General features: G+C 66.8%; 22 protein-coding genes. 13 read left to right on the top strand and 9 right to left on the bottom strand.

Annotation, left to right across the window (positions count from 1 at the left end):
• Positions 1-8 precede the first annotated feature (8 nt).
• From gyrB to dnaA, 3 genes are all read right to left on the bottom strand, one after another.
• Positions 9-2,471, bottom strand: coding sequence for a DNA topoisomerase (ATP-hydrolyzing) subunit B (gene gyrB, locus VGK20_02550; GenBank protein HEY2772914.1), 2,463 nt, complete (start codon positions 2,469-2,471; stop codon positions 9-11).
• Positions 2,472-2,671: 200 nt separating this feature from the next.
• Positions 2,672-3,787: a DNA polymerase III subunit beta gene (dnaN, locus tag VGK20_02545; GenBank protein ID HEY2772913.1), complete on the bottom strand. Its 1,116-nt coding sequence runs from the start codon at positions 3,785-3,787 to the stop codon at positions 2,672-2,674.
• A 249-nt stretch (positions 3,788-4,036) separates the two neighbouring features.
• Complete coding sequence (gene dnaA, locus VGK20_02540; protein HEY2772912.1) at positions 4,037-5,404, bottom strand: chromosomal replication initiator protein DnaA; 1,368 nt, start codon at positions 5,402-5,404, stop codon at positions 4,037-4,039.
• Between the two features lie 292 nt (positions 5,405-5,696).
• Here dnaA and hemL point away from each other — a divergent pair, with 292 nt between their 5' ends.
• The 6 genes from hemL (at position 5,697) to VGK20_02510 (ending at position 9,495) form a co-directional block, all read left to right on the top strand.
• Positions 5,697-6,974, top strand: coding sequence for a glutamate-1-semialdehyde 2,1-aminomutase (gene hemL, locus VGK20_02535; GenBank protein ID HEY2772911.1), 1,278 nt, complete (start codon positions 5,697-5,699; stop codon positions 6,972-6,974).
• A 7-nt stretch (positions 6,975-6,981) separates the two neighbouring features.
• Positions 6,982-7,224, top strand: coding sequence for an AtpZ/AtpI family protein (locus VGK20_02530; protein HEY2772910.1), 243 nt, complete (start codon positions 6,982-6,984; stop codon positions 7,222-7,224).
• Positions 7,224-7,622, top strand: coding sequence for a hypothetical protein (locus tag VGK20_02525; GenBank protein HEY2772909.1), 399 nt, complete (start codon positions 7,224-7,226; stop codon positions 7,620-7,622). Before VGK20_02530 ends, VGK20_02525 begins: the two co-directional genes overlap by 1 nt.
• A 56-nt stretch (positions 7,623-7,678) precedes the next feature.
• On the top strand, positions 7,679-8,455 hold the full coding sequence (gene atpB, locus VGK20_02520; GenBank protein HEY2772908.1) for a F0F1 ATP synthase subunit A: 777 nt from the start codon (positions 7,679-7,681) through the stop codon (positions 8,453-8,455).
• Between the two features lie 102 nt (positions 8,456-8,557).
• Entirely contained in the window at positions 8,558-8,887 is a 330-nt protein-coding gene (gene atpE / locus VGK20_02515; GenBank protein HEY2772907.1) for an ATP synthase F0 subunit C, read from the top strand.
• Between the two features lie 170 nt (positions 8,888-9,057).
• On the top strand, positions 9,058-9,495 hold the full coding sequence (locus VGK20_02510; GenBank protein ID HEY2772906.1) for a hypothetical protein: 438 nt from the start codon (positions 9,058-9,060) through the stop codon (positions 9,493-9,495).
• Between the two features lie 7 nt (positions 9,496-9,502).
• On the opposite strand, the gene VGK20_02505 is transcribed toward VGK20_02510, so the two are convergent.
• The 3 genes from VGK20_02505 to VGK20_02495 all read right to left on the bottom strand — a co-directional run bounded on the left by VGK20_02505 (position 9,503) and on the right by VGK20_02495 (position 13,112).
• Positions 9,503-11,458, bottom strand: coding sequence for an ATP-binding protein (locus VGK20_02505; GenBank protein HEY2772905.1), 1,956 nt, complete (start codon positions 11,456-11,458; stop codon positions 9,503-9,505).
• A gap of 192 nt (positions 11,459-11,650) precedes the next feature.
• The gene (gene pyrE / locus VGK20_02500; protein ID HEY2772904.1) at positions 11,651-12,199 is read right to left on the bottom strand and encodes an orotate phosphoribosyltransferase; all 549 of its coding nucleotides are present in this window, start codon (positions 12,197-12,199) and stop codon (positions 11,651-11,653) included.
• 19 nt (positions 12,200-12,218) lie between these two features.
• The gene (locus tag VGK20_02495; GenBank protein HEY2772903.1) at positions 12,219-13,112 is read right to left on the bottom strand and encodes an alpha/beta hydrolase; all 894 of its coding nucleotides are present in this window, start codon (positions 13,110-13,112) and stop codon (positions 12,219-12,221) included.
• Positions 13,113-13,236: 124 nt separating this feature from the next.
• Here VGK20_02495 and VGK20_02490 point away from each other — a divergent pair, with 124 nt between their 5' ends.
• The 3 genes from VGK20_02490 (at position 13,237) to VGK20_02480 (ending at position 16,484) form a co-directional block, all read left to right on the top strand.
• Entirely contained in the window at positions 13,237-14,214 is a 978-nt protein-coding gene (locus tag VGK20_02490) for an alcohol dehydrogenase catalytic domain-containing protein (protein HEY2772902.1), read from the top strand.
• The gene (locus VGK20_02485) at positions 14,214-15,404 is read left to right on the top strand and encodes an acyl-CoA dehydrogenase family protein (protein HEY2772901.1); all 1,191 of its coding nucleotides are present in this window, start codon (positions 14,214-14,216) and stop codon (positions 15,402-15,404) included. The genes VGK20_02490 and VGK20_02485 overlap by 1 nt, the downstream gene beginning before the upstream one ends.
• A 261-nt stretch (positions 15,405-15,665) precedes the next feature.
• A complete protein-coding gene (locus VGK20_02480) occupies positions 15,666-16,484 on the top strand; it encodes a Crp/Fnr family transcriptional regulator (GenBank protein HEY2772900.1) in 819 nt (272 codons plus the stop codon).
• Positions 16,485-16,730: 246 nt separating this feature from the next.
• Here the strand turns inward: VGK20_02480 and VGK20_02475 are convergent, their stop codons facing one another.
• From VGK20_02475 to VGK20_02465, 3 genes are all read right to left on the bottom strand, one after another.
• Entirely contained in the window at positions 16,731-17,513 is a 783-nt protein-coding gene (locus VGK20_02475) for a Crp/Fnr family transcriptional regulator (protein HEY2772899.1), read from the bottom strand.
• A gap of 326 nt (positions 17,514-17,839) precedes the next feature.
• Complete coding sequence (locus tag VGK20_02470) at positions 17,840-18,346, bottom strand: hypothetical protein (GenBank protein ID HEY2772898.1); 507 nt, start codon at positions 18,344-18,346, stop codon at positions 17,840-17,842.
• A gap of 136 nt (positions 18,347-18,482) precedes the next feature.
• Entirely contained in the window at positions 18,483-19,262 is a 780-nt protein-coding gene (locus VGK20_02465; GenBank protein ID HEY2772897.1) for a MerR family transcriptional regulator, read from the bottom strand.
• A gap of 211 nt (positions 19,263-19,473) precedes the next feature.
• Here VGK20_02465 and VGK20_02460 point away from each other — a divergent pair, with 211 nt between their 5' ends.
• From VGK20_02460 to VGK20_02445, 4 genes are all read left to right on the top strand, one after another.
• Entirely contained in the window at positions 19,474-21,120 is a 1,647-nt protein-coding gene (locus tag VGK20_02460; protein ID HEY2772896.1) for a glycerol-3-phosphate dehydrogenase/oxidase, read from the top strand.
• A 69-nt stretch (positions 21,121-21,189) separates the two neighbouring features.
• Positions 21,190-22,599, top strand: coding sequence for an FAD-binding oxidoreductase (locus VGK20_02455; protein HEY2772895.1), 1,410 nt, complete (start codon positions 21,190-21,192; stop codon positions 22,597-22,599).
• 10 nt (positions 22,600-22,609) lie between these two features.
• Complete coding sequence (locus tag VGK20_02450; GenBank protein HEY2772894.1) at positions 22,610-24,076, top strand: FGGY family carbohydrate kinase; 1,467 nt, start codon at positions 22,610-22,612, stop codon at positions 24,074-24,076.
• Between the two features lie 76 nt (positions 24,077-24,152).
• The gene (locus VGK20_02445) at positions 24,153-24,779 is read left to right on the top strand and encodes an HAD-IA family hydrolase (GenBank protein HEY2772893.1); all 627 of its coding nucleotides are present in this window, start codon (positions 24,153-24,155) and stop codon (positions 24,777-24,779) included.
• Positions 24,780-24,820 lie beyond the last annotated feature (41 nt).

The raw sequence follows: 24,820 nt of genomic DNA, 5'->3' as shown, positions 1-24,820 counted from the left end.
GCTATGGGTCAGATATCGAGGTTGCGGACATTGAGGGCGTTGGACTCGATGAAGCTGCGCCGTCCTTCGACTTCGTCACCCATCAGGCGGTCGAACACGTCCTCGGCAGCGATCGCGTCGTCCACCCGCACCTGCAGCAGCGTCCGCGCCTCGGGGTCCATCGTCGTCGCCCAGAGCTGTTCGGGATTCATCTCGCCGAGGCCCTTGTAGCGCTGGATGTCGGTGCCCTTGCGCGCGTTAGCCATGATCGTCGCATGGAGCTCACCGAGCGTGGCGACTTCCTGCTCGGTCTTGCCGAAGTTTACGACATACGGCGCATGGCCGATGCCGGAGATGCTCGTCAGCAGGCGGCGCAGCCGTCCGAACTCCGGAGAATCGAGGAAGCCGCGGTCGATCTCCGTACGGAAGTTCCCGCCGTTCAGGCGGCAGGAGATCGAGAGCTTCTGGCAGCTGTGCTCCGCATCCTGCAGGACGTCGGCGCGCAACGGTGCAAGGTCTGGGTGCTGCGCGGCGATGTCCTCGCAGAGCTTGTCCAGGATCTCGCGGAGCTTGTCGGGTTCCCCGAGGATCTCGGCCGTCAGGTCGGTACAGGCCGCGGCGGCGCTCACAACGTTGCGGTTCTTGCGCTTCTTCTCCAGGAGCTCGACCAGCCGGTCGATCTCGGCCAGTTCCTTCAGCACCTTCTTCAGCTGGTCGCCGGCGACGCTTCGCTGCGCGCCCTTCGACTTCACCTTCACGTCCTCGACGCCGAGGTCCACGAGGTATGCGGCCAGCGCCGCCTCGTCCTTGAGGTAGCGCTCCTGCTTGCCGCGCTTGAAGCGGAACAGCGGTGGCTGCGCGATGTAGATGTGGCCGTTCTCGACGAGCTCGCGGAAATGGCGGTAGAAGAACGTAAGCAACAGTGTGCGGATGTGGGACCCGTCGACGTCGGCATCCGTCATGATGATGATCGTGTGGTAGCGCAGCTTCTCGAGACTCTTCTCGCCGTCGCCATCGGTGATGCCCATGCCGAGCGCGGTGATCAGCACGCGGATCTCTTCGGACGAGACGGTTCGGTCGAAGCGCGCACGCCACACGTTCAGGATCTTTCCGCGCAGCGGCAGGATCGCCTGGAAGCGGCGGTCGCGGCCCTGCTTGGCCGAGCCGCCGGCAGAGTCGCCTTCGACGATGTACAGCTCGCTACGGCTGGCGTCGCGCTCCTGGCAGTCGGCGAGCTTGCCGGGCAGCGACAGGTTGTCGAGCGCGCCCTTGCGGCGCGTCAGGTCGCGGGCCTTGCGCGCGGCAATGCGCGCCCGGGCCGCGTCGAGCGCCTTGGTGACGATGCGGCGCGCATCGGCCGGGTGTTCCTCGAAGTAGGTGCCGAGGCTTTCGTTGACGAGCGCCTCGACGAGGCCCTTGACCTCGCTGTTGCCGAGCTTGGTCTTGGTCTGCCCTTCGAACTGCGGCTCGGGAACCTTGACCGAGAGCACGGCCGTGAGGCCTTCGCGGCAGTCGTCGCCTTCGACGGCTTCCTCGGCCTTCTTGATGAGATTGTTCGCGGTGCCGTAGTTGTTGATCGTGCGCGTCAACGCCGAGCGGAATCCCGACAGGTGGGTGCCACCCTCGACCGTGTTGATGTTGTTCGCGAAGGTGTAGACGTTTTCGGCGTAGCCGGAGTTCCACTGCATCGCGATCTCGATCTCGATGCCGGACTTCTTGCCCGAAAGATAGACGACCTTGTTGTGGATCGGCTGCTTCTTCTGGCTCAGGTGATCGACGAACGAGACGATGCCGCCCTCGTAATAGAATTCCTGCTTTTTTCCGCCGCCGTCGCGCTCGTCCTCGAGCGAGATGCGAACACCGCGGTTGAGAAATGCAAGCTCGCGAAGGCGGCTCGCGAGCACGTCGAAGCTGAAATCGGCGGTCTCGAAGATGTCGGCGTTCGGCAGGAAGTGCACCGTCGTGCCGCGGTGGGACGTGGTGCCGGTTTCGGCCAGGGGCTTGCTGGGCACGCCGATGTCGTAATGCTGGCGGTAGACTTTGCCGTCGCGGCGAATCTCGACGTCGAGCCACATCGACAGCGCGTTGACGACCGAGACGCCGACGCCATGCAGGCCGCCCGAGACCGTGTACGACTTCTTGTCGAACTTGCCGCCGGCGTGCAGCTTGGTCAGCACGACCTCGGCGGCCGAGACTCCCTCGGTGGAATGAATCTCGACCGGAATGCCGCGCCCGTTGTCGACGACGGTGACGCTGTTATCGACGTGGATCTCGACTTCGATCGCGTCGCAGTGCCCCGCCAGCGCCTCGTCGATCGAGTTGTCGACGACCTCGAACACCAGGTGATGCAGCCCGCGCGTGCCGGTGTCGCCGATGTACATGCCGGGACGCTTGCGCACCGCCTCGAGCCCTTCGAGGACCTTGATCGAGTCCGCGCCGTAGTCGCCGGAGCCCGGATTCTTGGGCGGTTGCGGTGGCTGCTGCTTCGTCATCTTGGACCGCCTGGGGTTGCCGGAGCGCGCCCGGCGCCAATGTTTCCATGGGGGCGCAGAGGCGGCGGGAACAACCTGCGACGACTATCAGGCACGTGCCGGAAAGTAAAGTTGAGAAGACGCGGGATAGTCGGCGATTTTTGCCGTATTATCGAGGGGTTACAACTCCACGGCGCGCGCCTGGCTGCGCACGCCGGAAGTCATATCCGCATCGGCATGACAACGTAGGAATAGCCCGGATCGGAGCCCTTGATGACACCCGGGCTGAGGTGGTCCCCGAGCCCGATTTCTACTTTGGAGTTCTCGGGCAGCACCTGCAGAACCTCGAGGATATAGCGGGCGTTGAAGCCGATCTCGAGGTCCGCTCCGGCGTATTCGACTTCGAGGTCTTCGCTGGCCTCGCCGATGTCCGGATTGTTCGCGCTGATCTCGAGACGGCCAGGGCTGAGGCCGAGGCGAATGCCGCGGGCCTTCTCGTTCGACAGCAGCGAGACGCGCCGGACAGTGGCCAGCAGCGCGTCACGGTCGACCTGCAGTGCGTTCCCGCTCTCCTTGGGCACCACCTGCTTGTAGTCCGGGAACGTGCCTTCGACGAGCCTCATGCTCAGCGTGAGTCCCGGAAGATCGATGACTGCCTCGTTGCCGACGATGCGCACGGCCACCGTGCCGGTGACCTCCGGCAGCACCTTGACGACTTCGGACAGGCCCTTGCGCGGAAGGATCACTCCCTGCTTCGGCGAAGTTCCCTTCACCTTGCGGTCGACGACGGCCAGGCGGTGACCGTCGGTCGCGACCAGCCGGATCGCGCCTTTCTTCGATCCGCTGTCCAGGTGCACGCCGGCAAGGTTCGAGCGCGTGTCGTCATGGGAAACCGCGAACAGCGTTTTCTCGATGATCTCGGCGAGCTCCTCGGCTTCCAGCTCGAACGCCGCGTTGACCTCGGCAGCCGCTCCGGGAGTCGGCATTCCCGGGTGCTCGGACGCATCGATTCCCATCAATCGGAAATTCGAGCGGCCGTAGGATACCCCGACCCAGTGGCTGTCGAGGCTGCGCACGGTGACTTCCTCGGACTTCGACTCGCGAACGATCTCGAACAGCTTGCGCGCCGACAGCGCGACGTGACCGGCTTCGCCGACTTTGGCAGCGAGCGCCTGGCGCAGGCTGACTTCGAGATCGGTAGCGACGATGGAGATCTCGCCGGTACCGGCCTCGATGACGAGATTCGTCAGGATGGCCATGGAATGACGGCGGTCCACCACGCCTTGGGTTCGCCCAAGGATTCGAAGGAAATCTTCGCTTCCGACGGTGATGTTCATGGCTGGATCGCTCGCTTCTGGCAGCCTTCCAATAATGGATTTAGTATTCTTGTTGTTATTAGGGCCGGCGAAATCCGTGGACAGGTGGCAGAAGCCCCCGACGTTGCGGGGGAAATTTCTGCAGGAAGGCCTGTGCTCTCGGTGCGCGGGCAGGTGCATAGCCCTTGCTGTGACGCTTGTGAAGTCTTTCCTGCAGAGCGTTGCGCACGACCGGACGCAGGGCTTGTCCACATGGCGAAAACGCCGCGCTCAGTGTGCGCCGAAGCGGCGGGAAACGGCTTCCAGCACCAGGCGCATTCGCGAGTCTTCCTTGCGGCGGCGCTCGACCTGCTGGCACGCGTGGATGACCGTCGAATGGTCGCGGCCGCCGAGGTGCGCTCCGATCACCGGGTAGGAAGCGCCGGCTTTCTGTCGCATCAGGTACATCGCGACCTGGCGTGCTTCGGCGATCTTCTTGGTGCGGCGGCGGGCGCGCAAGTCCGCGATACGAAGGCCGAAATGACTCGCGACCTCCTTCTCGACCTCGTCGAGGCTGATCACCGCCGTCGGGCCGTCGCCGCTGCGCCCCTTGCCGAGCACCTCCTCGGCCAGCGCGCGGTCGATGGTGCGGCCGGACAGGGAAGCGTGAGCGCTGATGCGCGTCAGCGCGCCTTCGAGGTCGCGGATGTTCGAGTCGACGGAGCGGGCGATCAGTGAAGCGACATCGAGGCTGATCTCGACGCCTTCGGCCAGCGCCTTGCGATCGAGGATCGCCACGCGCGTCTCCATGTCCGGGATCTGGATGTCGGCGACCAGACCCCAGCCGAAACGGTTGCACAGCCGCTCTTCGACGCCGGGGATTTCACTCGGAAACTTGTCGCTGGTCAGCACGATCTGGCGCCCGTTCTCGTACAGCGCGTTGAAGATGTGGAAGAATTCTTCCTGCGTTCGTTCGCGCCCGGCCAGGAACTGGACGTCGTCGACGATCAGCACGTCGACGCGGCGAAGGCGATTCTTCAGCGCCGCCGCCTTGTTGCGCGCGATCGCCTCGATCAGCTGGTTGGTCAGCGTATCGGCCGAGAGAAACAGGACTCGCGCTTCGGGCTCGCTGCGCAACAGGGCGTGGCCGATGGCGTTGGCGAGGTGGGTTTTTCCCAGACCCACGCCTCCGTACAGGAAGAACGGATTGTACAGGGTGCCGGGCTGCTGGGCGACGGCCATCGCTGCGGCCCGCGCGAACTGGTTGCTCGGACCGACGATGAAGTTCTCGAAATCGTAGCGCTCGATGAGACCGCTCGGATTGGCGGCGCGACGCGGGGGCAACCGCTTGGCGCGATCGGCCTCGTATTCGTGGAACAGCTCGCCCTGAAGCCCGGTACCGCTCCACGTGAACGTGAAGCAGGTTTCTTCGCCGTGGGCTTCCATCCACGCCGATGTCAGCAAATCGAGGTAGTTCTCCTCGAGCCACGACGCGAACAGCTTGTTCGGAACCGAAATCTCGAGAGTTTCGCTCGTCAGGGCCAGCGGAACCAGCGGGAGGATCCAGTTGTCGAACTCGTCGCGCTCCAGGCGTTGCCGGAGCGCGCTAACTGCCCGATTCCAAAGGTCTTCGAGCTGAGTTCGAGTAGCAACGACCAAACGCGACCCCGCTAGTTGCCAACAGCTTTGTCCACCCCTGTGGACAATACACAGGGCCAGTTGTCGACTCGTCGTTTCAGTTCCGCCGGCCACCCAGCATCGAAGCCGAAATGGCCTCGACGTGGTTCGCTCGAATCCATCTGCGCCGTGTGGCGACGCGCGCTGTGTAGTGTTTCGAGTAGCGCGTTGCAAGGATTTCGTTTCACTATTTTCTAACGTCGCGAGATAACGCGAGTTCACGCAGCGCCCGCTGCATCGCAGTCCTCCCGCCGACGAAGGTGCACGACGCGAGATGACGCAGCACAAGCAAACTTCGGAAGCGTTGTTCTGTCGCGCGCGACTCGCAATCCCCGGTGGAGTCAACTCTCCGGTGCGCGCGTGGTCGTCCGTCGGTGGTGCTCCGCGCTTCGTTGCATCGGCGAGCGGCAGTCGCATTCGTGACGTCGAGGGTCGAGAATACATCGACTACATCGGCTCGTGGGGACCGATGGTCGCGGGCCACGCACCGCCGCCGGTCATTGCGGCGATCACCGAAACCGCGCGCCGCGGAACGAGTTTCGGCGCAGCCACTGCGCTCGAAGTCGAATTCGCCGAGCGCATCTGTGCGCGATTCGAATCTATCGACAGCGTGCGTGCCGTCACCAGCGGCACCGAGGCGACGATGAGTGCGCTGCGGCTGGCCCGTGCAGCCACGGGCCGCGACGCGATCGTCAAGTTCGCAGGCTGCTACCACGGCCACACTGACAGCCTGCTGGTGCGCGCCGGATCCGGTGCGATGACGCACGGAGTTCCCGACAGTCCGGGCGTTCCGAAAAGTGTGGTGGATCTCACTCGCGTAGCGCGCTTCAACGACCTCGAATCGGTCCGCGCCGTCTGCGACCGTGACGTCGCTGCCGTCATCGTCGAGCCCGTTGCCGGCAACATGGGCGTGGTACCTCCCCAGACGGGGTTCCTCGAAGGTCTTCGCGAGATCACGAGCAGTTGCGGCGCGCTGCTGATCTTCGACGAAGTGATGACCGGGCTGCGCCTCGGCCCTGCCGGTTACCAGAGCGTGACGTCGGTGAGGCCCGACCTTACGACGCTCGGCAAGATCATCGGCGGGGGACTTCCGCTGGCGGCGTACGGCGGACGCCGTGACCTGATGCAGCAGGTGAGCCCCGCTGGTCCCGTCTACCAGGCCGGTACTCTGTCCGGCAATCCCCTGGCCGTTGCCGCCGGCATGGCGACGCTCGACCTGCTCGAAGGCGAAAGGCCGTACCGGCGGCTCGACGAGGCCTCCGCGTACCTTGCGGCCGGGCTGCGCGGCGTGATGGGCACGAGGCCTGGCTGCGTGCAGCGCGCCGGCTCGATGCTGACGCTGTTCTTCGGCCCCGCGGCGGTGCGAAATTTCGACGAAGCCGCCTCGTGCGACACCGAACGCTTCGGTCGTTTTTTTCGCGCCCTCGTCGACGAGGGCGTCTGGATTCCGCCGTCGCAGTTCGAAGCGTGGTTCGTTTCGCTCGCGCACTCTCGCGCCGACCTGGACGTCACGATCTCGGCCATCGACCGCGCGCTTCGCGCGAGCGATTGAGGCAGCTGTGGCAGGCCGCGACAACGACCAGCCCCTGCAGCTCCAACTGCTGGCGATCTCGTGGAATTTCGGCTGGCCAGTCGCAGCCGGCGTCATCGCCGGCTACTGGATCGACGGCAAGCTCGGCAGCTCGCCGTGGGCAACGCTCGGTCTCGGTCTCGGCGCCTTCGCGGCCGCGGTCTGGCGCCTGATACTGGTCAGCAGCCGCGAGGCGGCGGAGCATCGTGACGGCTCCGCGGACGAGCAGTGATGACGCGCCAGGTCCGCGTCCCGAGCATCGCCCGAACCACCGCCGCCACCTCCGTCGCATTAGCGGCGCTTTGCGCTCTTATCGGCATTGGCGATGCAGCGAGCGTCCTGTTCGGCGGCGCGGTAAGCATCGCCAATCTTCATTTGATTCGTATCGTGGTTTCCCGCCTTATGACGGCCGACGCGACCGGCCCGCGGCTGTCGCAGGTCGTCACGATCAAGTTCCTGATCCTGCTTGCCCTGCTGGCCGTCGCATTCGGACGATTGCCGATCGACGCAGCGTCTTTTCTTGCCGGCACTGCCACTCTCGTCGTGGCGGTCGTGCTCGAAGCGCTGCTTCTCGGTGAGCCCAGCCGCGAAGGCGGCGACGAAGCCGGCGAGGCGAACATCCGCGGTTGAGCGCGCCGCGGCGCACCGACTTCGGGACGGACGCAGGGACGGACGCAGGAAACGCAATGGAACACGAGCCCATTACCTGGCACGCCCTGATCCCGGGCATCAATCAGCTTCCATCCCACACCTTCCACGCGCTGCTGGCGACCCTGCTGATCCTGTGGTTCGCGTGGCGCGCGACATCCCAGCTCGAGCAGGCTCGTGCCAACGGCACGCACCTGGTGCCCGACGAAGGCCTGACGTGCCGCAACGTCGCCGAGCTCCTGGTGACGGCGATCGAATCGATGGTCGCCGGCGTGCTCGCCGAGCGCGGTCGCCCTTACATCGCGCTGTTCGGGACCTTCTTCCTGTTCATCCTCGTCAACAACCTGATGGGACTGGTCCCCGGCTTCGTTCCGGCCACCAGCAACTTCAACATCACGTTCGCGCTCGGCATCGCGTCGTTCCTCTGCTTCATCGGGATCGGAATCCGCACCCAGGGCTTTGCGAACTACGCGAAGCACTTCATCGGGCCGGTGTGGTGGCTTGCGTGGCTGATGATCCCGCTGGAGATCATCGACAACCTCGTGCGTCCGCTGTCCCTCGGCATGCGTCTTTTCGGCAACATGACCGGCGACCACATGGTGCTCGAGATCTTCACGGACCTGACCAAACTCATCATCCCCGTGATTTTCTACTTCCTCGGCGCTTTCGTGTCGCTGATCCAGGCTTTCGTCTTCACGCTGCTCAGCATCGTCTACGTGTCGCTGTCGATGGGCCACGCCCATCATGAAGAAGGCGAGCACGACGACGCGCACGGCCACGCCCACGGCCCTGCGGAGGCGGTCGCCGCCCACTGAGACGCAGCGAAACAGGACCGCGCCGTTCGCCACGAGGCGGAAGAGGATAGAGGGGTTGCGATGGCGGAAAACAAGGCGGCGCGATTTCGAGAGGGAAACGCAATGAAGAAAGTTACGATGTTCGTGACGATGTTTGCCGGCGTCATGCTGGCCGCGCTGGCCGGCGCCCCGGCAGCGATGGCTGCCGACGGCGGCGCCACTGGCGAGCTCGGCCTGATCGGTGTCGGCGCCGGCCTGGCAATGGGCCTCGGCGCCCTTGGCTGCGGCATGGGTCAGGGCCGCGCCGTCGCCTCGGCGATGGAGTCGATCGGCCGCAACCCCAATTCCGTCGATCGCCTCCAGACGCCGATGATCATCGGCCTGGCGCTGATCGAGTCGATCGCGATCTACTGCCTGGTGATCGCGTTCTTCCTGCAGGGCAAGATTCACTGAACGAGAAACTTCGCCGCCAGCACGCGGGACGGCGGAGGTTGGAAACGACCCGGGAGGCCCGGAGACGGGCCTCCCTTTTTTGAATGGAAGGTCCCGCAAGAACGGGCCTCCCGTCTTTGTCTGAACGCCGGCGATGGAGCCGTTAGCGATCACGAACGAGGAGAGACGTCGTGAGCGGAGACTGGCTGCGCGAGTACAAGAAGGAGTGCCTGCTCGACGAGCACCGCTCCCTTTCGTCTTTCGTCGAGAAAGAGATCGTCATGACGACCGTCACCAAACTCGTGGCGGTGCTGGCGTGGGTGCTGGCTTGGGGACGCCCCCTTCCTGTCGTCGTGCTGACGGTGATCGCGCTGTGGTCGGTGGACGTGCTCTACGCCTACTACGGCGACATATATAAGCGGCGCCGCCTCCAGGTACGCGCGTGGCTCGATGCTCTTCCCGGCGCCGGCGAGGCCGAGCTCGCGACGTGGAAAACCCCGGCCAATCCTTTCGACGGGCTGTCGCGCAGCGAGAAGATCGGGGCGCTGACCGGAACGGTCGCAAGCCCCGCCGTCAGCGGAATCTACGTGCTTCTCGCGCTCGTCGCAGTCGCGGCGGCGACTCTGTAAACATCTCTCATCGCTCGAGGCGCTTCATGGGCCTGGCGTTGTCGGCTCGCGTCGTGGGGCCACCGCGCGTTTTTGCGCGAAGCGAATCGTCGCCCTTGCGCGAAAAGCCCGGTTGCCGTGCCGGTTCGCGTCGCGGCGGATGTCGCGGCGACAGGCTCGCGATGGTCGCGACCAGCTCGGTAGGCTCGACAGGCTTCGGAACGAACATCTGGAATCCGGCATCGAGTGTGCGGCGCCGCTCTTCGACACGTGCCACGCCGGTAACGGCGATCACCGGGACTCGCGGCGCCGCGTCGCGTTCGCTCTCACGAAGCGTCGCGATGAAGGACGTTCCATCGTTCGCAGGCATCTCGACATCGCAAACGAGAACGTCCGGCGCGAAATTCGCGAGCGCCTCGAACGCATCCCCAGCCGACGCGGCGATCTCGACGGAGGCCTTGCTCTCGTCGAGCATCGTCCGCAGGCCTTCGAGCCTGTCGCGGTCGTCGTCGACGACGAGCACGCGCACGCCGTGGAGATCTTCCGGCTCGGGCGCCTCGACGAGGCCGTTCGCAAGTGCGCCCGCGTCGCCGGTCGGCCTTGCGTCGGTCGCACGAAGCGGCAGCTCGACGGCGAACGTCGCGCCGCGCCCGCGCCCGTCGCTTGCGGCTTCGACCGTCCCGCCGTGAAGCTCGACCAGGTGGCGAACGAGCGTCAGCCCGAGGCCGAGCCCGCCGTGGCGGCGCCTGCTGCTGCCGTCGGCCTGGCGGAAGCCGGAGAACACGTGCGGAAGAAACGCCGGTTCGATGCCCTCGCCGCTGTCGCGCACTTCGACCCGAATCCGCTCCGGTTCCCGGTCGATTCCGACGTCGACACGGCCGCCGTGCGGCGTGAACTTGACCGCGTTCATCACGAGGTTCCAGAACACCTGCCGCAGGCGGTCGGCGTCGCCGTCGATCGCCGAGCCGGCTGCCTCCGGCAGCCGGCGCTCGATCGTCAGCCGGATACCTTTTTCATGCGCGGACTGCCGTGCGGCTTCGCAGGCAGAGCGGATGACAGTGACGACGTCCACCGGCGCGCTTACGAGGCGGAGGCGGCCGGCTACGAGGCGCGAAACATCGAGGATGTTCTCGATGAGCTGGGCCTCGGTCGTCGCTGCCCTTTCGATGGCCTCGAGTGCGCTCGCGGTGGTCTCCTCGTCGAGGCGCTCGTGGTGCAGCATGTGCGACCAGCCGATGATCGTCGTGAGCGGCGTGCGAAGCTCGTGGCTGATCGTCGAGAGAAACTCGTCCGCCAGCCTCAGCGAATGTCCGCGCTTCTTGTGAGGCCGGTCGAGCCGCCGGGGGACGGGCGAGTCGAGCGCGGCAAGGGTCTCGTTGGGGATCTGCGCCGGGTGCATGGCGCGTACCTTGCTCACGCGAAAGAGCAGGTCACCGCGCTCGATGGAGTCGGCTGGAAGCGACCACGGATAGGCGCACAAGAGGGAGAAGCCGAGGCGCTCCTGCAGCTTCCTCCACCGGTCTTCGAGCTCGATGGCATGGACGTGGTTCGCGCCGGACCATAGCCGGGGGACCACCTCGACGAAGACCTGCACGTCCGGCGCCTGCCGTCGCGCCCGCAATATCGCGACTTCGGCCGTACGAAGAAGCCGGGAGGTATCGGGGTGGGCCTCGGTGCGTGAGCTCCACAGCTTCTCGTCGACGTCGATGCGCTGAAGACGCCGCGCCACGACGGCGGTGTCGATGCCGCGCACCTGAAGGGCCGACTCCAACTCATCGAGGTGAGGCCTGGTTGCGATGACGACGCAGCTTTCGCCGTCGCGCAGCCCGGCGGCCACGTGCAGGACCAGCCGCAACCGGAGCGCTTCGTCGCTCCGGAAGAACTGCGCGAGGTGCGGGTGCCGCTCGGCGGCGGTGAGGCAAGCCGCCGGGCGAAGTGGCGCATAGGCGAAGCGAGGACGTCCCGGGGCAGTCGAATTCCTCATCGGACGGGCGCGGCCAGGCGCGGGGGCAGGCAAAGTGCGGCTCGCGGATGCTGCGGCTGCGCACGCTAGCACCCGGAAATCGGGCCGCAAAGACTTTCCGGCAAAGATGGGCGCAAGGGGGGTCCGCGCCGGCGGTGATGCGTCGACATCGTGCACGACGGCGACGTGCGGGCGACGGCTCGCGCGCGATGTTCAGGCGGCGGCGACGATCTCGCTTCGCGTTGCCAGGCTCTCGACGATGCACCCGCGTGCGGCGAGCGCAACGGCGCCGTCGTTCTCTTCGCGATCGACGACCGTGATGATCAGCGCAACTTTGCCCCCGGCCGCCTCGACCGCGTCGATGGCTGCGAGCGTCGACGCCCCGGTGGTCACGACGTCCTCGACCAGTGCGATGCGTGCTCGGGCGTCGAAGCGACCGTCGAGCTTCTGCGCGGTGCCGTGGTCCTTGGCCTCCTTGCGCACGAAGAAGCCGTCCAGGGCGTAGCCGCGAGACGCGGCGGCGGCCAGTGCGACGCTGACCAGCGGTACTGCGCCGACGGCCATTCCACCGACGAGCGTGATCTGGTGCTTCTGGAGCCGGGAGCACAGGTGCTCGCCGATCGCGAGCGCGCCTTCGGCGCGCATCACGGCCTGCTTCACGTCGACGTAGAAATCGCTTTCGCGACCGGAGGCCAGCCGGAACGTGCCTTTGCGGTACGACAAGCGGGCCAGCAGGGAAACCAGATCCTTGCGCTCGGTCATCGTCGTGCTCCGCCTTGCATCACGCGCCGAGTCCGAGGAATCGGTGCAGATGGCCGGTGAATTCGTCGAAACGGTCGTGGTGCACCCAGTGACCGGCGTTCTCGACTTCGACGTACGTGTATTCGCGGAACTCGGCGGCCCGGCCGTCGGAGACGGGGTTGCTCGCCCAGCTCTGCGCTCCGCGCACGAGAAGCACCGGGCAGCGCACCAGGCTCCACAGCCGCCGCACTCCCTCGAAGTCGTAGCGGTGCGGTCCCCACACGCGCACGTAGTTGTCGAACTTCCAGACGTAGTTGCCGTTTTCCAGTCGCATGACGCCGTGAAGCGTCAGGTGGCGCGCCATTTGCTCAGTCAGATGCGGATTGGCTTCGCGCATGCGCGCTTCGGCGGCCGGCAGCGTCGCGTACTCGCGCTGCTTGCGAGCAGGAAGTGCCTGCGTTCCCGCGATGTAATCGCGAATGCGGTCCTCGACCTGCTTCTCCTGCAGGCCGCGCAGCATCTCGGGCGGCGGACCCATGCCTTCGATCGCGCAGACCTCGACCACGTGCTCCGGATAGACGCCGGCGTACTGGAGCACGATCGCTCCGCCGAGCGAGTGCCCGACCAGCGTCACCGGCGTCTGTCCGACGTGGCGCAGGAGCTGGGCGAGGTCGAGGATGTATTCGGAGATGCCGTAGTTGGAGCCGACGGCCCACGCCGAATCGCCGTGGCCGCGCAGATCGGGTGCGATCACGTGGTAGCGGCCGAGCAGCGTGGCAGCGACGAAGTCCCAGTTGCGGCAGTGGTCCTGGCCGCCGTGCACGAGCACGCACAGCGGTTTTCCGTCGCCGCCGAAGTCGACGTAGTGCAGGCGCAGGCGCTGGGAGTAGAACCAGTGCGAAGTGGGGCCCGGGCCGGCGGCGAGTGTCGACAAGGTGCAATCCTCGAGGAACGCCGCCGCGATGGCCGCGGCTGGCGCGGCATCAAACCGGAAAAGCGGCTGCAGTCCAAGCGGCGGCGGCACCTGGTTTGCCGCGACTGGCCCGGCGGCCGGGCCGGTGGTAGAAGGCGCCGCGATGCTCGCCTTCGTGATGCAGCAGGGCGGACCGCGCCTGGTACGCGACTGGACTGCCGCGCCGGCGGCGCACGAGGCTGCGTCGCTCGTGCGCGTGCGCACGGTGCTTGCCGGCATCTGCAACACCGACCTGGAGATCGCGCGCGGCTACATGGGCTTTCGCGGCGTGCTCGGCCACGAGTTCGTCGGCGAGGCGACGTCGGGAAAATGGAAAGGACGCCGCGTCGTCGGCGGCATCAATTTCGGCTGCGGCTCCTGCACCTGGTGCGCGCGCGGCATCGCGCGTCACTGCCCGCAGCGGCGCGTGCTCGGCATCCTCGGTGCCGACGGCGTGCTCGCCGAAGAGTTCTGGATCCCCGAAGCGAACCTTCTCGCGGTGCCGGATTCGGTCGCCGACGAAACGGCAGTGTTCGCCGAGCCCGTCGGTGCGGCCTGCGAGATTCTCGAACAGGTCGGCGACACACCGAGGGAAGATGCGCTGGTGCTCGGCGCGGGAAAACTTGGCTGCATCGTTGCGCAGGTGCTTGCGGCCGACGGCTTCCGCGTCGACCTGGTCGGCCGCCCTCGCGAGGGCGCGAGCACGAAATGGTTGCGCGATCGCGGGATCCGCATCGTCGATGCGAAACCTGACCGCGGGGACTACCCGCTGGTCGTCGAGGCGACGGGTAGCACCGACGCGCTGCAGGCGGCGATCGCCTGCACGCGCCCACGCGGGCGCCTGGTGCTGAAGACGACAGTATCGGGACGCCACGAGGTCGACCTGGCGCCCGTGGTCATCAACGAGATCTCGATCATCGGGTCGCGCTGCGGCCAGTTCGAGCCGGCATTGGCGATGCTTTGCGACGGCCGTGTCGACGTCGCGCCGCTCATCGACGCGCGCTACGACCTGGGCGACGTCGAGAGTGCATTCACCGAGGCCGCGCGGCGCGGCGTGCGCAAGGTTCTCGTGAGCGCGCGCTGATGGACTTTTCGTACACGCCCGATCAGGAGAAATTCCGCACCGAGCTGCGCGCGTGGCTCGATCGCAAGAAAGCCGAAGGCGCGTTCGGCGGCACAGGTCCGCGCAGTCTCGACGAAGTCGTTCGCGACGGGCGCCGCTGGCAGGCGACGCTGCACGCTGCGGGCTGGTGCGGCATCCACTGGCCGAAGCAGTACGGAGGACGAAGCGCCGGCCTGATCGAGCAGATCATTTTCCAGGAAGAGCTGGCGCGCGCGGGCTCGCCGCAGCTGATCAACCTGCTGGCGCTCAGCATGGTCGGGCCGGTGCTCATCGACCACGGCACCGAAGAACAGAAGAAGCGCTACCTGCACAAAATTCTCACTGCCGAGGAGATCTGGTGCCAGGGCTACAGCGAGCCTGGTGCCGGCTCCGACCTGGCCTCGCTTGCGACTCGCGCCGTGCTCGACGGCGACGCTTGGGTGATCAACGGCCAGAAAGTCTGGACCAGCTACGCCCAGTATGCCGATTTCTGCATCCTGCTCGCGCGCACCGACCCCGGCGTGCCCCGCCACAAGGGGATCACGATGTTCATCATGGACATGCGCGTCCCCGGCGTGACGGTGCGACCGCTGCGGCAGATGAACGGCGACAGCGAATTCAACGAAGTATACCTCGAGGACGTGCGCGTCCCCCGCGAGAACATCGTCGGCCGGGAGGGCCAGGGCTGGGACATGGCGGTCGCGCTGCTGATGCACGAGCGCGCGACGCTGACTTTCCAGCGCCAGCTCCAGTCGAGGGTCGCGCTGGCCGACCTGGTGCGCTTTGCGAAGCGCTGGAATGCGCTGGGCGATCCGCCGATGCGCGATCCGGTGCAGCGTCAGCGCATCGCCCAGGCGTGGATCGACAGCGAAGCAATGCGGCTTACGGCGCTTCGTCATCTGACGCGCCAGCTACGGGGCGGCGCTCCCGGTCCCGAGGGGTCGATGGAGAAGCTGTTCTGGAGCGAGATGTTCCAGCGCATGCTCGTCGATGCCGTCGCGATGACGGGGCCTTACGGCAACCTTGCGCCCGGAGATCCGCACGCTCCGCTCGACGGTCGCTGGCCTCACCTCATGCTGTACTCGCGAGGGAGGACGATCGCGGCCGGCACCTCGGAAATCCAGCGCGGCATCATCGCGCAGCGCGTGCTCGGAATGCCGAAGGACCGCTGAGCCCCGGCGCGCGCAATACCGCTCTCGATTTTCCTATAATCGCGAAAACTCCGAATCCTGCGTTCGTTGCCGAATCGCGAGCTGCAGCAGGTCGCGAGCGCATTGCGACCCTTCTGGAGCGCGAATCGCTGGAAAAATCCGAACGGGCGCCTCTACCATTGCCGTTGGTCGGTACGGTCCGCTAGTCTACCCCCCCGATTGGCGTATACGGCTCTGCCGACGAATGGTCTGGCCGGGGTTGTCGATTGCGGTGAGTTGAGCATGAGCATCACGCCTTCCTTCGTAAATCATTCCGAGCCTCGCGTTGCTGTCGGCGCGACGATGTTGCCGGTGTCACCGGCACTGGTTCGCAAGGTCGAAGCCCTGCGCGGCCTCGACGTGTTCGCCGGCGCATCGGACGAGGAATTGCAGAAGCTTGCCGAGTCGGCGCTGCTGCGCCGCTTCGAGCGCGGACGCACGGTGCTGCGGGGCGGCAGCGTCGACGAGTGCGTCGTGCTGATCGAGGGCCGCGTCAAGACGACGATGCCGCGAGGAATTTCCTGCGGCGAGTTCGCGCTCGGGATCGTCGAGGCGGGCGAGATCATCTCCGAAGGGTGCTGGGCGAGGCAGAAATCGGCGGAGCCTGGAGAGACCTTGGCGCTGGAGCCGAGCACGGTGCTCTTCATCCCCAAGCGCCCGCTGGATCTGCTGCTTTCGCGCAACTCCAAGGTCGCCATCCGTTTCGTTTCCGCGATCGCGACCAAGCTGCGCCGCGTGATCGAGCTGGCAACGCAGAATGCCTGCCTCGATGTCGGAGACCGCCTCTACCGTAAGCTGGTCGAGCTTTCCGCAACGCGCTCGCGTGCGACACCGGCCGGGCTGCTGATCGAGCACGGGCTCTACCAGGCCGAGCTCGCGGCCGGCATCGGAGCTTCGCGCGAAGCCGTCAATCGGCAGCTCGCGGCGTGGCGCGATCGCGGCCTCGTCGAGGCCGGTCGCTGCTACGTGCTGGTCAAGGACCCGCCTGGACTGGCAATGGCCGCCTCCCCGGCCGTCCGCGACCCGGGGTTCGTCGAGATCGAGCACAAAGGGGCGGCCTGAGCCCCCTCCGCGGGACTCTTTCCCGCACCAGCAGGGCCGCCGGCCGCCGCGGAGCGCAGTTCGCGCACAACCCCGCGATTTTTTTAGGATGTTATGACTGGGCTCACAGACGCGAGGCACTCGTCCGTGTTACACGGCACTGCAAGCCGTCCACGACGGTCCAGTCTCGGAAGCGGCCCCGCGATCCTGCCGCCCCGAGCGGCCGGGTTCCTGTGATCTCCTCCACAGGTACCCGGCCTTTTTTTGTCAGTCGCGACTTCCCGGCCGGCGCCGCGGCGGTTCCGTCAGTCCGCCGTCGTCCTCGAATGAGAAATTCTGGCGCACCGCGCTCGGCATGCGCTCGGCGAGCGCAGCCCAGTCCGTGATGTGAACGAAGCCCCGTCCCGACTCGATCAGCCCTGCTCGTTTCCAGTCGGCGATCAGCTTGTTCAGGCCTTCGCGTGACGCTCCGATCGAATCGGCCAGCTCCTGCTGCGACAGCCCGTGGTGGATCAACAGGCTCGCGCCGTCGCGACGCGAGTCGTGGCGGCTGAGATACGCGAGTCTCTGGTAGAAGCGCGATGGCAGGTCGAGGAAGCGAAGGCTGAGATTGAGCTCGACGGCAGAGCGCAGCTGGTCGCACAGTGCTTCGACCATGCGGATCGCGACGGCGGGCCGCCTCTCCATCAGGCTGAGCAGGTCCGCGCGCGGGACGAAGACGACCTCGGCCTCGGTGACTGCCGTGGCCGCCGCCGGCTGGGCACTCGGATCGAACATCGGGATCTCGCCGAACGCCTGGCCCGGCCAGTACACGCCGATCAGGAACTCGCCGTCGCCATTGGGCGACGGGACGGTCGCCTTGATGCGGCCGCGTCCGACGACGATGAGCGCTTCCCCCGGGGCGCTGCGCCGGATGATCTCCGAGCCGCGTCGGAAACGCTGCACCGTGCACCTCTGGGCCAGTCTCTCGAGGTCCGCCGCAGGGGCGACCTCCAGAACGTGGGCGCGCTTGAGGATGGCTAGACTGATATCGCTCGCGGACTCCGCCATTGGCACTGCCGAGCGCGCGCGGCGGGTCGCAAGCAGCGCGCACGAGCGCGGCTACAACCTGGTCCCGACACAGACGCGCCCGCTGGAACCTTACACCCCTGAAAAGCCAGAGAAATAGTTCCCTGCGAATTTCTGGTGAAATGTCTCGACAGTTGCGTGACGACGATCACTAATGCGCGAACTCTTTCGTGACGGGGGTCACAAAAGCGTGGGACGGGGGAGCCTGCTTTCTGAACCGTGCATGCGGGGGCTTCGAACAAAGCCCCATGTGATGCGGTCGGGAAAGGACGCGCAGGTGGCTGCGTCCTTTCCCGCCGCGACGACAGTCAGCTGGCTTTCGCGTGGCGTACGCGGCGCCGCTCGCGCTTGGCATTGATGCTGTGGCGGCGCCCATTTACGCGGCGGAAGGGGAAGCGGTAGACCTGCCCCTTCATGCCGTCGCGCTGGGCCCTGGAGCGCCAGTCGGCCAGGCCGACGCGCAGGTACTCCGGCTCCATGTCGAGGGCTTGGCAGATGCTCGCAAACGAGAACGGCCAGCTCATGTCGTCGGACTGGAGCCACGCCTCGACGTCGAAATCCTCGGCGTCTTCCAGCATCACCTTCGGCTGGATGAACGCACGCTGGAACGACGCGATCGCGTCTTCGAGCACTGCCAGCATCAGGCGCTTCTCGGGCACCAGGGAAGCCTCGGCGAAGATGCGATCGTAGAACTGCAGGGGCGTCATCGTATCCGGCTCGACCATCGTCGTGGCCGGATCTTCGACACATACGGTTTTGGATTTGCGGGGCTCCGCCGGCGTCGTCGCCGCAGGAGCTGCTGCTTCTTGGCTCATGATCCCTCGCTTTTCTACCGGTGCGACCCGACCCTTCTCCGGATCGCACGCTGCGGACCTTGCTTGCCTTCTGCCGCCGGCGAAGCCGGCGGTTTGCCCTCCGCCGCCGGCTGAGCCGGCGATTGCCGTCGCCGGCTCAGCCGGCGACCTTGGCCTTCTTCCCCTCTTCCTTCTCCTGGCGCATTTCCTGGATCAGCCTGAGCAGGAGCTTGCGCCGCAGCAGCACGATGAATCGTTCGACGAGCTTGACGCCGGCCAGCGCCATGGTGGCGACCTGGCCCTCCTCGACTTTCCCGGTCACTGCGCGCGAGAACATTTTCAGCTCCTCGCGCGCGAGCTTCTCGACGGCATCGACGTAGATCGGCAGCGAGACCTGTTGAGGAATCAGATCCTGGCGCAGTCCGGCCTGCTCGAGCTCGGCCATCGTCTCGAGCATCAGCAGGTCGTCTCCTTCGAAGTAGCGGGTGCCGGCCCTGTCCACCGGCTCGAGCGCCCCCTGGCGCACGGCGAATTCGATTTCCTCACGTTCGATGTGGAACCTGTCGACCGCCTGCTCGACGGTCATCGGAAGCTGTCCCGGCGTGAAATGAATCGCCTCGTAGAACGTTCCCTCCAGACCCAGGAGGGTATCGACTTCGCGAGGACTGATGATCGAATCGTTCTGGTCGAGGATCGCCTTGATCACGTCCAGCGGCAGGAACCGTTTCTGCTGCAGCTCCTTGATGAAACGGATGCGCGTCACGAACGCGCGATCGTAGTAGGCCATGTTGCGGCCCGTCTTCAGGGTGGGAGCAGGAAGAAGCTTCTCGCGGATGTAGAACTTGATCGTCGCAGTGGACACTCCCGTTTCACGGGAGAGATCCGAGATCCGCAGTAGCCCGTTCGAGGGGGCCTTTCGGCGAAGGGGTGAGGCCATCAAGGTTGCAGTGCCCGTGCGAGGTGGCAGCGCTTCTTACTGAAACGTGTTCGAGCCTGTCAACGAAAATCGTCGTATTTTCAAGATGATGCGTGGCGTCATAGCCCCCGGATGCGTCGCCAAGGCATCGTGGCGGGTCGCGAGCGGCCGGCGGCGAGTGCCACGGGACACCTTTGTTGACTCCAGGTCGCCGCGGACGTAGGCGGCGCGGGTGCCCGGCACTCCTTTCGATCTCGGCGCCAGGCGGCGGGGCCTCGAGCGCGCCGCCTCGTCCGTCGCCGACGTGGTCGTGATCGGCGGCGGCATCACCGGCTCCGGGGTGGCCCGGGAGACTTCCCTTCGCGGCCTTGCGACCGTGCTGCTGGACAAAGGCGACTTCGCGTCCGGAACCAGCAGCCGCTCCTCGAAGCTGATCCATGGCGGCCTTCGCTACCTTGCCCAGGGGGACGTGGCCCTGGTGCGCGAGGCGGCACGCGAAAGAGCCGTGCTGAGACGCCTGGCTCCGCACCTGGCCGAGCCTTTGTGGATGATGATGCCGACCGCGTCGCTGGCCGGGCGCATGAAGATGCAGGCCGGCGTGTGGACCTTCGAGAAACTTGCGGGGGAACAGGCAGGCGACCCTTACCAGGTGCTGGACCGGCGCGGGGCCCTCGAAAAGGAACCCGGCCTGAGGCCGTCTCCGCTGGCGGGGGCCGTCGTTTTCCAGGAATACCTGACCGACGATGCCCGCCTCGTGCTCGAGACCGTCCAGGGCGCCTTCGCCCTCGGCGCCGTCGTCGCGTCCTACGCCGAAGTCGTCGAGGTTGCCGCCGATCCGGCAGGCCTGCGCGTCTGCGTGCGCGACCGCGTGACCGGCGAATCCCTCGTCGTGCGTGCGCGCTGCCTGGTCAACGCCGCGGGTCCCTGGTTCGAGCGCGTACAGTCGATGACGCCGGGTGCCGGCGCCGGCGGAGCGCGACTGCAGCTCACGCGCGGCATCCACCTCGTGGTCCCGCGCGCGAAGCTGCCCGTGCGCCACAGCGTCGTACTGCGCTCGCCCGACGGTCGTTCGACGTTCGTCGTGCCGCGCGGACGCGCGGTCTACATCGGCACCACCGATACGCACTACGAAGGCGCGCCCGAGGAGCCGGGAGTATCGGTCGCCGATGCCCGCTACCTCCTCGATTCGGTGGCGGCGACGTTCGCCGACGCACCGCGCGCCGCGGACATCGTCGGAACCTGGTCCGGCGTGCGTCCGCTTCTCGCGCAGGAAGGAAAGGCGCCGTCCGAGATCTCGCGGCGCGACGAAATCCTCACCGGCCCCGGCCCCGTCGTCGCGATCGCCGGCGGCAAGCTGACGACGTACCGGCGCATGGCCGAGCGCGTCTGCGCGGAGGTGTTCCGCATTCTCGGCCAGAGCGCGCCCGCAGGCGTCGACTCCGCAACAGTCGCCCTGGCCGGTGGCGATGAGCACGAGCAGCAGCAGGCACGCGGCACCGCTCCTTCGATCGCCGCCGACGCGGCTGGCAAGGCACTGGAAACCCGGCTGTGGTCCACGTACGGCGTAGCCGCCGCAGCGATCATCGGACGAATCCGCGACGAACCGGCTCTGGCGCAGCCGGTAGGCGGCCTCGAGGAGCTGACGCACGCCGAGGTCGAACATGCCGTTTCCCACGAAATGGTAGCGTCGCTCGACGACCTGCTGAGGCGCCGTTGCCGCGTCGCCATGTTCGATACCGCGGCAGCGATTGTCGCGGCTCCGGATGCGGCCGGAGTTCTCGGCGGCTTGCTGGGCTGGGACCAGGCGCGTGCCGCGTCAGAGATCGACGCGACGACCCGGCAGTGGCGCGCCGAGCTCGAGCTGGTGCGTTCGGCCTGAGACCACGGCAGCGCGGACGGACCGGCCACGCGCGGCGACGCTGCTTCGACCGAAGAGGAGACACACGCGATGAGCTCGCCCATTTCCGCATCCGACCTTGCCCAAGCCCTTGCCCGCAGCGTTCCCGGGCTCGAAATCCTTACCGACGCCTCGGCCGTCGAAGCGAAGAGCCGCGACAGCTGGATGCGATCGCTGCTTGCGTCACGCATCGACGGGGCCCCTCGCGCGGCGTTGGTCGCCCGCCCGGCCGACGCAGGCCAGGTCGCCGCCGTGCTCGCGTTTGCCGATGAGACGAAAACGCCGGTCGTCCCGTTCGGGCTCGGCTCGGGCGTTTGCGGCGCGGTGCTCGCGTCGGGCCGCGAGATCATCCTCGACCTCGGCCGCATGGATCGCCTTCTCGAGATCAACGACGAGTCGCTGACGGTACGCGTCGAGCCGGGAATGCGCGGCAGCGATTTCGAGGCGGCCCTTGCCGCGCGCGGCTATACGATGGGCCACTGGCCCCAGTCGATCGGAATTTCGACCGTCGGAGGCTGGTGCGCGACGCGCGCTTCGGGACAGCTGTCGACGCTGTACGGCAACATCGAGCAGATGCTGCTCGGCTGCGAAATCGTGCTCGCGGGCGGAAGCCGCATGAAGCTCGCGCCGGTGCCCCGCGCCGCCGCGGGCCCCGACCTGAGGCACCTGTTCCTCGGCAGCGAAGGCACGCTCGGCGTGTTCACGGAGCTGACCTTCCGCATCCACCCGGCGCCGGAGCTGCAGGTAGGCCGCGCCTTCCGCATGGACTCGATCGCCGACGGGCTCGATGCCTTGCGCCTCATCCTTCGAGCGGGCTGGACCCCGGCCGTGACGCGCCTCTACGACGCGACCGAAGCGGGACGCAATTTCGCCGTCGATGCCGCGGGGAAGCCGGTGCTGCTGGTGATGAGCGAAGGGACGGCCGCGCGCGTGCGGCCCGAAGCGGAGGCGGCCGCGGCAATCGTCGCGTCCTGCGGCGGCGCCGATCTCGGCGAGGCACCGCTGCGCAGCTGGCTCGATCATCGAAACCACGTGCCGTCGTTCGAAAAGCTGCTGGCCCAGGGGCTGGTGGCCGACACCATCGAGGTCGCCATCGGCTGGGATCGCATCGGGGAGCTGTTCGAGACCGTCAATTCGCGCGGCGCGAAGATCAACGGTGTCTTTGCCATGTCGGGGCACGTGTCGCACTGCTACACGCAGGGCGCGAACATCTACTTCACGTTCGTCGCCGCCGAGAGCGACCCTGCAGCTGCCGTCACGATCTACGACGAGGCGTGGCGCACGACCATCGAGACGACGATCGAGCTCGGCGGGACCATCTCGCACCACCACGGCATCGGCCGCGTGCGCAAGCAGTGGCTGCGCAAGGAGCTCGGAGAGGGAGTAGCACTGCTGGCCGCGCTCAAGCGTGCATTCGACCCCGCGGGAATCCTCAATCCCGGCGTCCTCATCGACGTCTGAACGCGACGCGGTGGCGACGGAGCTGATGATGGCGCGACTGGTCATGGGAATCGATGCCGGCACGACGGGCGTGCGCGCGCTGCTGCTCGACGAAGAAGGAAACGTCGCGGCTTCGGCGTACCGCGAGATCGCGAGCCACTATCCGCGACCGCAATGGATGGAGCAGGATCCCGACGCGATCCGAACGTCGATGCGCGAAGTGATCGACGCCGCCATCGCCGCGGCCAAAGCGACGGCGCGCGACGTTGCGGCGGTCGGCATCACCAACCAGCGATCGTCGATCGTCGCATGGGACGGACCGGCCGGGAGGCCGCTGTCGCCGATGCTCATCTGGCAGGATACGCGCGGCGCCGACCGCTGCCGCGAGCTGCAGGACCAGGGCCTTTACATCACGCCGATGATGGCGGCGTCCAAGGCCGAGTGGATCCTGCAAAACGTGCCCGCGGCGCGCGAAGCTGCGGCCTCGGGCCGTCTTCGACTCGGTACCCCGAACGCTTTCCTCGCCGCCTGCCTGTGTGGAGACGTTCACATCAGCGACCATGGTAACGCGAGCACGACCGGCCTGTACTCCTATTTCCAGAACGACTGGGATCCGGGTCCCCTCGCAGCCCTGGGCCTCGACCCGGCGATTCTGCCGAAGCTCGTCGACTCCAGCGGGGAGCTGGCAAGGACCACGGTTGCCGGCTTCGGCGCCGAAGTTTCGCTTGCGGGGATGGCCGGAGACCAGCAGGCGTCGTTGTTCGGCCTCGGCTGCGTCGAACTTTCCCAGGCCAAGTGCTCGTACGGCACCTCGGCGATGATCACGATGAATTCCGGCGAATCCGTGGCGTTCGGCGGCGCGGGCACCTACCCGATCGTCGCGTGGCGCTACGACGGTCGCACCGTGCTCAGCCTCGAAGGTCAGGTCGTGACGGCCGGCGCGGCGGTCCAGTGGCTGCGGGACGGTCTCGGGGTGGTCGCAGACGCCGCCGAGACGGCGCGGCTAGCGGCAAGCGTCGAAGACAGCGGCGGCGTCTGGGCCGTCCCGGCTTTCCAGGGACTGGGAACTCCGGTGATGCTGGAACAGGCAAAAGCGATGATCGGCGGCCTGTCGCGAGGCTCGACGCGCGCGCACATCGTGCGCGCCGTTCTCGAGGGCATCGCCCACCGTGTCGCGGACGTTGCCGAGAGTATCGCCGAAGGCGTCGCGGCGCCCTCTTCGCTGAGGGCCGACGGTGGCGCGAGCCGCAATGACTTCCTGATGCAGGCCCAGGCCGATCTTCTCGGGATCCCGGTCGAGAGATCGGCGGTCACCGACGGGGCTGCGCTAGGAGCGGCGCGCCTGGCGGGCGTCGGCACCGGCGTGTGGCCGAGGGAAGCAGCGTCGGCCTTCGTTGCCGATCGTGTCTTCGAGCCGTCGATTTCTTCCGACGAACGGGCCGCGCGGCGCGCGCTCTGGAAGAAGCGCCTCGATCTGGTAGTGACCGAGGCGGGCTGAAGCGCTTTTCAGGCGAGAGGCGGTGCGCAACGCGAACGCGGCCCGCGCTGCAGCCAAACCCGGCGGAAAAGGCCGAATGGCAATCCAACTGCTCATTTTCGACTGCGACGGAGTGCTGTTCGACTCCGAGCCCGCCAACCTCGCGTTCTACCGCGAGGTGCTGCGCGCGTCGGGCGCGCCGCCGGTGCCCGAATCGGCCGAGGCGGCCTATCATTCGCTCGCGTCCGCGCAGCTGTTCGAGAAAATGTTCGGCGACCAGCCGCAGCTGCTCGCCCGAGTGCAGGCCGTTTCGCGCCAGACCGACTACGCTCCGTTCTTCCCGCTGATGCAGCCGAAGCCGAGGCTGCGTGAAACGCTCGAGTCGCTCAGGAAGCGCTACCGAACGGCAATGGCGACCAACCGAGGCAAGACCACGCAGGGCGTCCTTCGCCACTTCGCGCTGGAACCGTTGTTCGATCTCGCCGTCGGCGTGCTCGACGTCGCCAATCCCAAGCCCGCGCCGGACATGCTCGAGCTTTGCCTGGCGCGTCTCGGTGTTTCTGCTGCGGAGGCAGTGTACGTCGGCGACCAGGCGACCGACCTCGCGGCCGCCGCGGCCGCCAACATCCGCTTCATCGGCATGGGACCGATGTGCGGTCGCACGCCCCACTCCGCCCAGCGGCTCGAGGACGTCGAGACGATCGTCGCGAGCCTCGACCGCTGACGCTGGAGCCCATCGGGCAAAGCGTGGGCAGCGCGAACGCG

This window comes from Candidatus Binatia bacterium (assembly GCA_036493895.1).
In the GTDB taxonomy this organism is placed as follows: Bacteria; Desulfobacterota; Binatia; order UBA1149; family CAITLU01; genus DATNBU01.
The sequence above is the reverse complement of the archived record's forward strand: the minus strand, read 5'-3'. Positions and strand labels throughout refer to the sequence as shown.

Bases quoted from the DNA above. Each gene is read 5' to 3' on its own strand.
- gyrB (HEY2772914.1), bottom strand. From the start codon at position 2,471: ATGACGAAGCAGCAGCCACCGCAACCGCCCAAGAATCCGGGCTCCGGC.
- dnaN (HEY2772913.1), bottom strand. From the start codon at position 3,787: ATGAACATCACCGTCGGAAGCGAAGATTTCCTTCGAATCCTTGGGCGA.
- hemL (HEY2772911.1), top strand. From the start codon at position 5,697: ATGACGCAGCACAAGCAAACTTCGGAAGCGTTGTTCTGTCGCGCGCGA.
- VGK20_02525 (HEY2772909.1), top strand. From the start codon at position 7,224: ATGACGCGCCAGGTCCGCGTCCCGAGCATCGCCCGAACCACCGCCGCC.
- atpB (HEY2772908.1), top strand. From the start codon at position 7,679: ATGGAACACGAGCCCATTACCTGGCACGCCCTGATCCCGGGCATCAAT.
- atpE (HEY2772907.1), top strand. From the start codon at position 8,558: ATGAAGAAAGTTACGATGTTCGTGACGATGTTTGCCGGCGTCATGCTG.
- VGK20_02505 (HEY2772905.1), bottom strand. From the start codon at position 11,458: ATGAGGAATTCGACTGCCCCGGGACGTCCTCGCTTCGCCTATGCGCCA.
- pyrE (HEY2772904.1), bottom strand. From the start codon at position 12,199: ATGACCGAGCGCAAGGATCTGGTTTCCCTGCTGGCCCGCTTGTCGTAC.
- VGK20_02485 (HEY2772901.1), top strand. From the start codon at position 14,214: ATGGACTTTTCGTACACGCCCGATCAGGAGAAATTCCGCACCGAGCTG.
- VGK20_02480 (HEY2772900.1), top strand. From the start codon at position 15,666: ATGAGCATCACGCCTTCCTTCGTAAATCATTCCGAGCCTCGCGTTGCT.
- VGK20_02475 (HEY2772899.1), bottom strand. From the start codon at position 17,513: ATGGCGGAGTCCGCGAGCGATATCAGTCTAGCCATCCTCAAGCGCGCC.
- VGK20_02470 (HEY2772898.1), bottom strand. From the start codon at position 18,346: ATGAGCCAAGAAGCAGCAGCTCCTGCGGCGACGACGCCGGCGGAGCCC.
- VGK20_02465 (HEY2772897.1), bottom strand. From the start codon at position 19,262: ATGGCCTCACCCCTTCGCCGAAAGGCCCCCTCGAACGGGCTACTGCGG.
- VGK20_02455 (HEY2772895.1), top strand. From the start codon at position 21,190: ATGAGCTCGCCCATTTCCGCATCCGACCTTGCCCAAGCCCTTGCCCGC.
- VGK20_02445 (HEY2772893.1), top strand. From the start codon at position 24,153: ATGGCAATCCAACTGCTCATTTTCGACTGCGACGGAGTGCTGTTCGAC.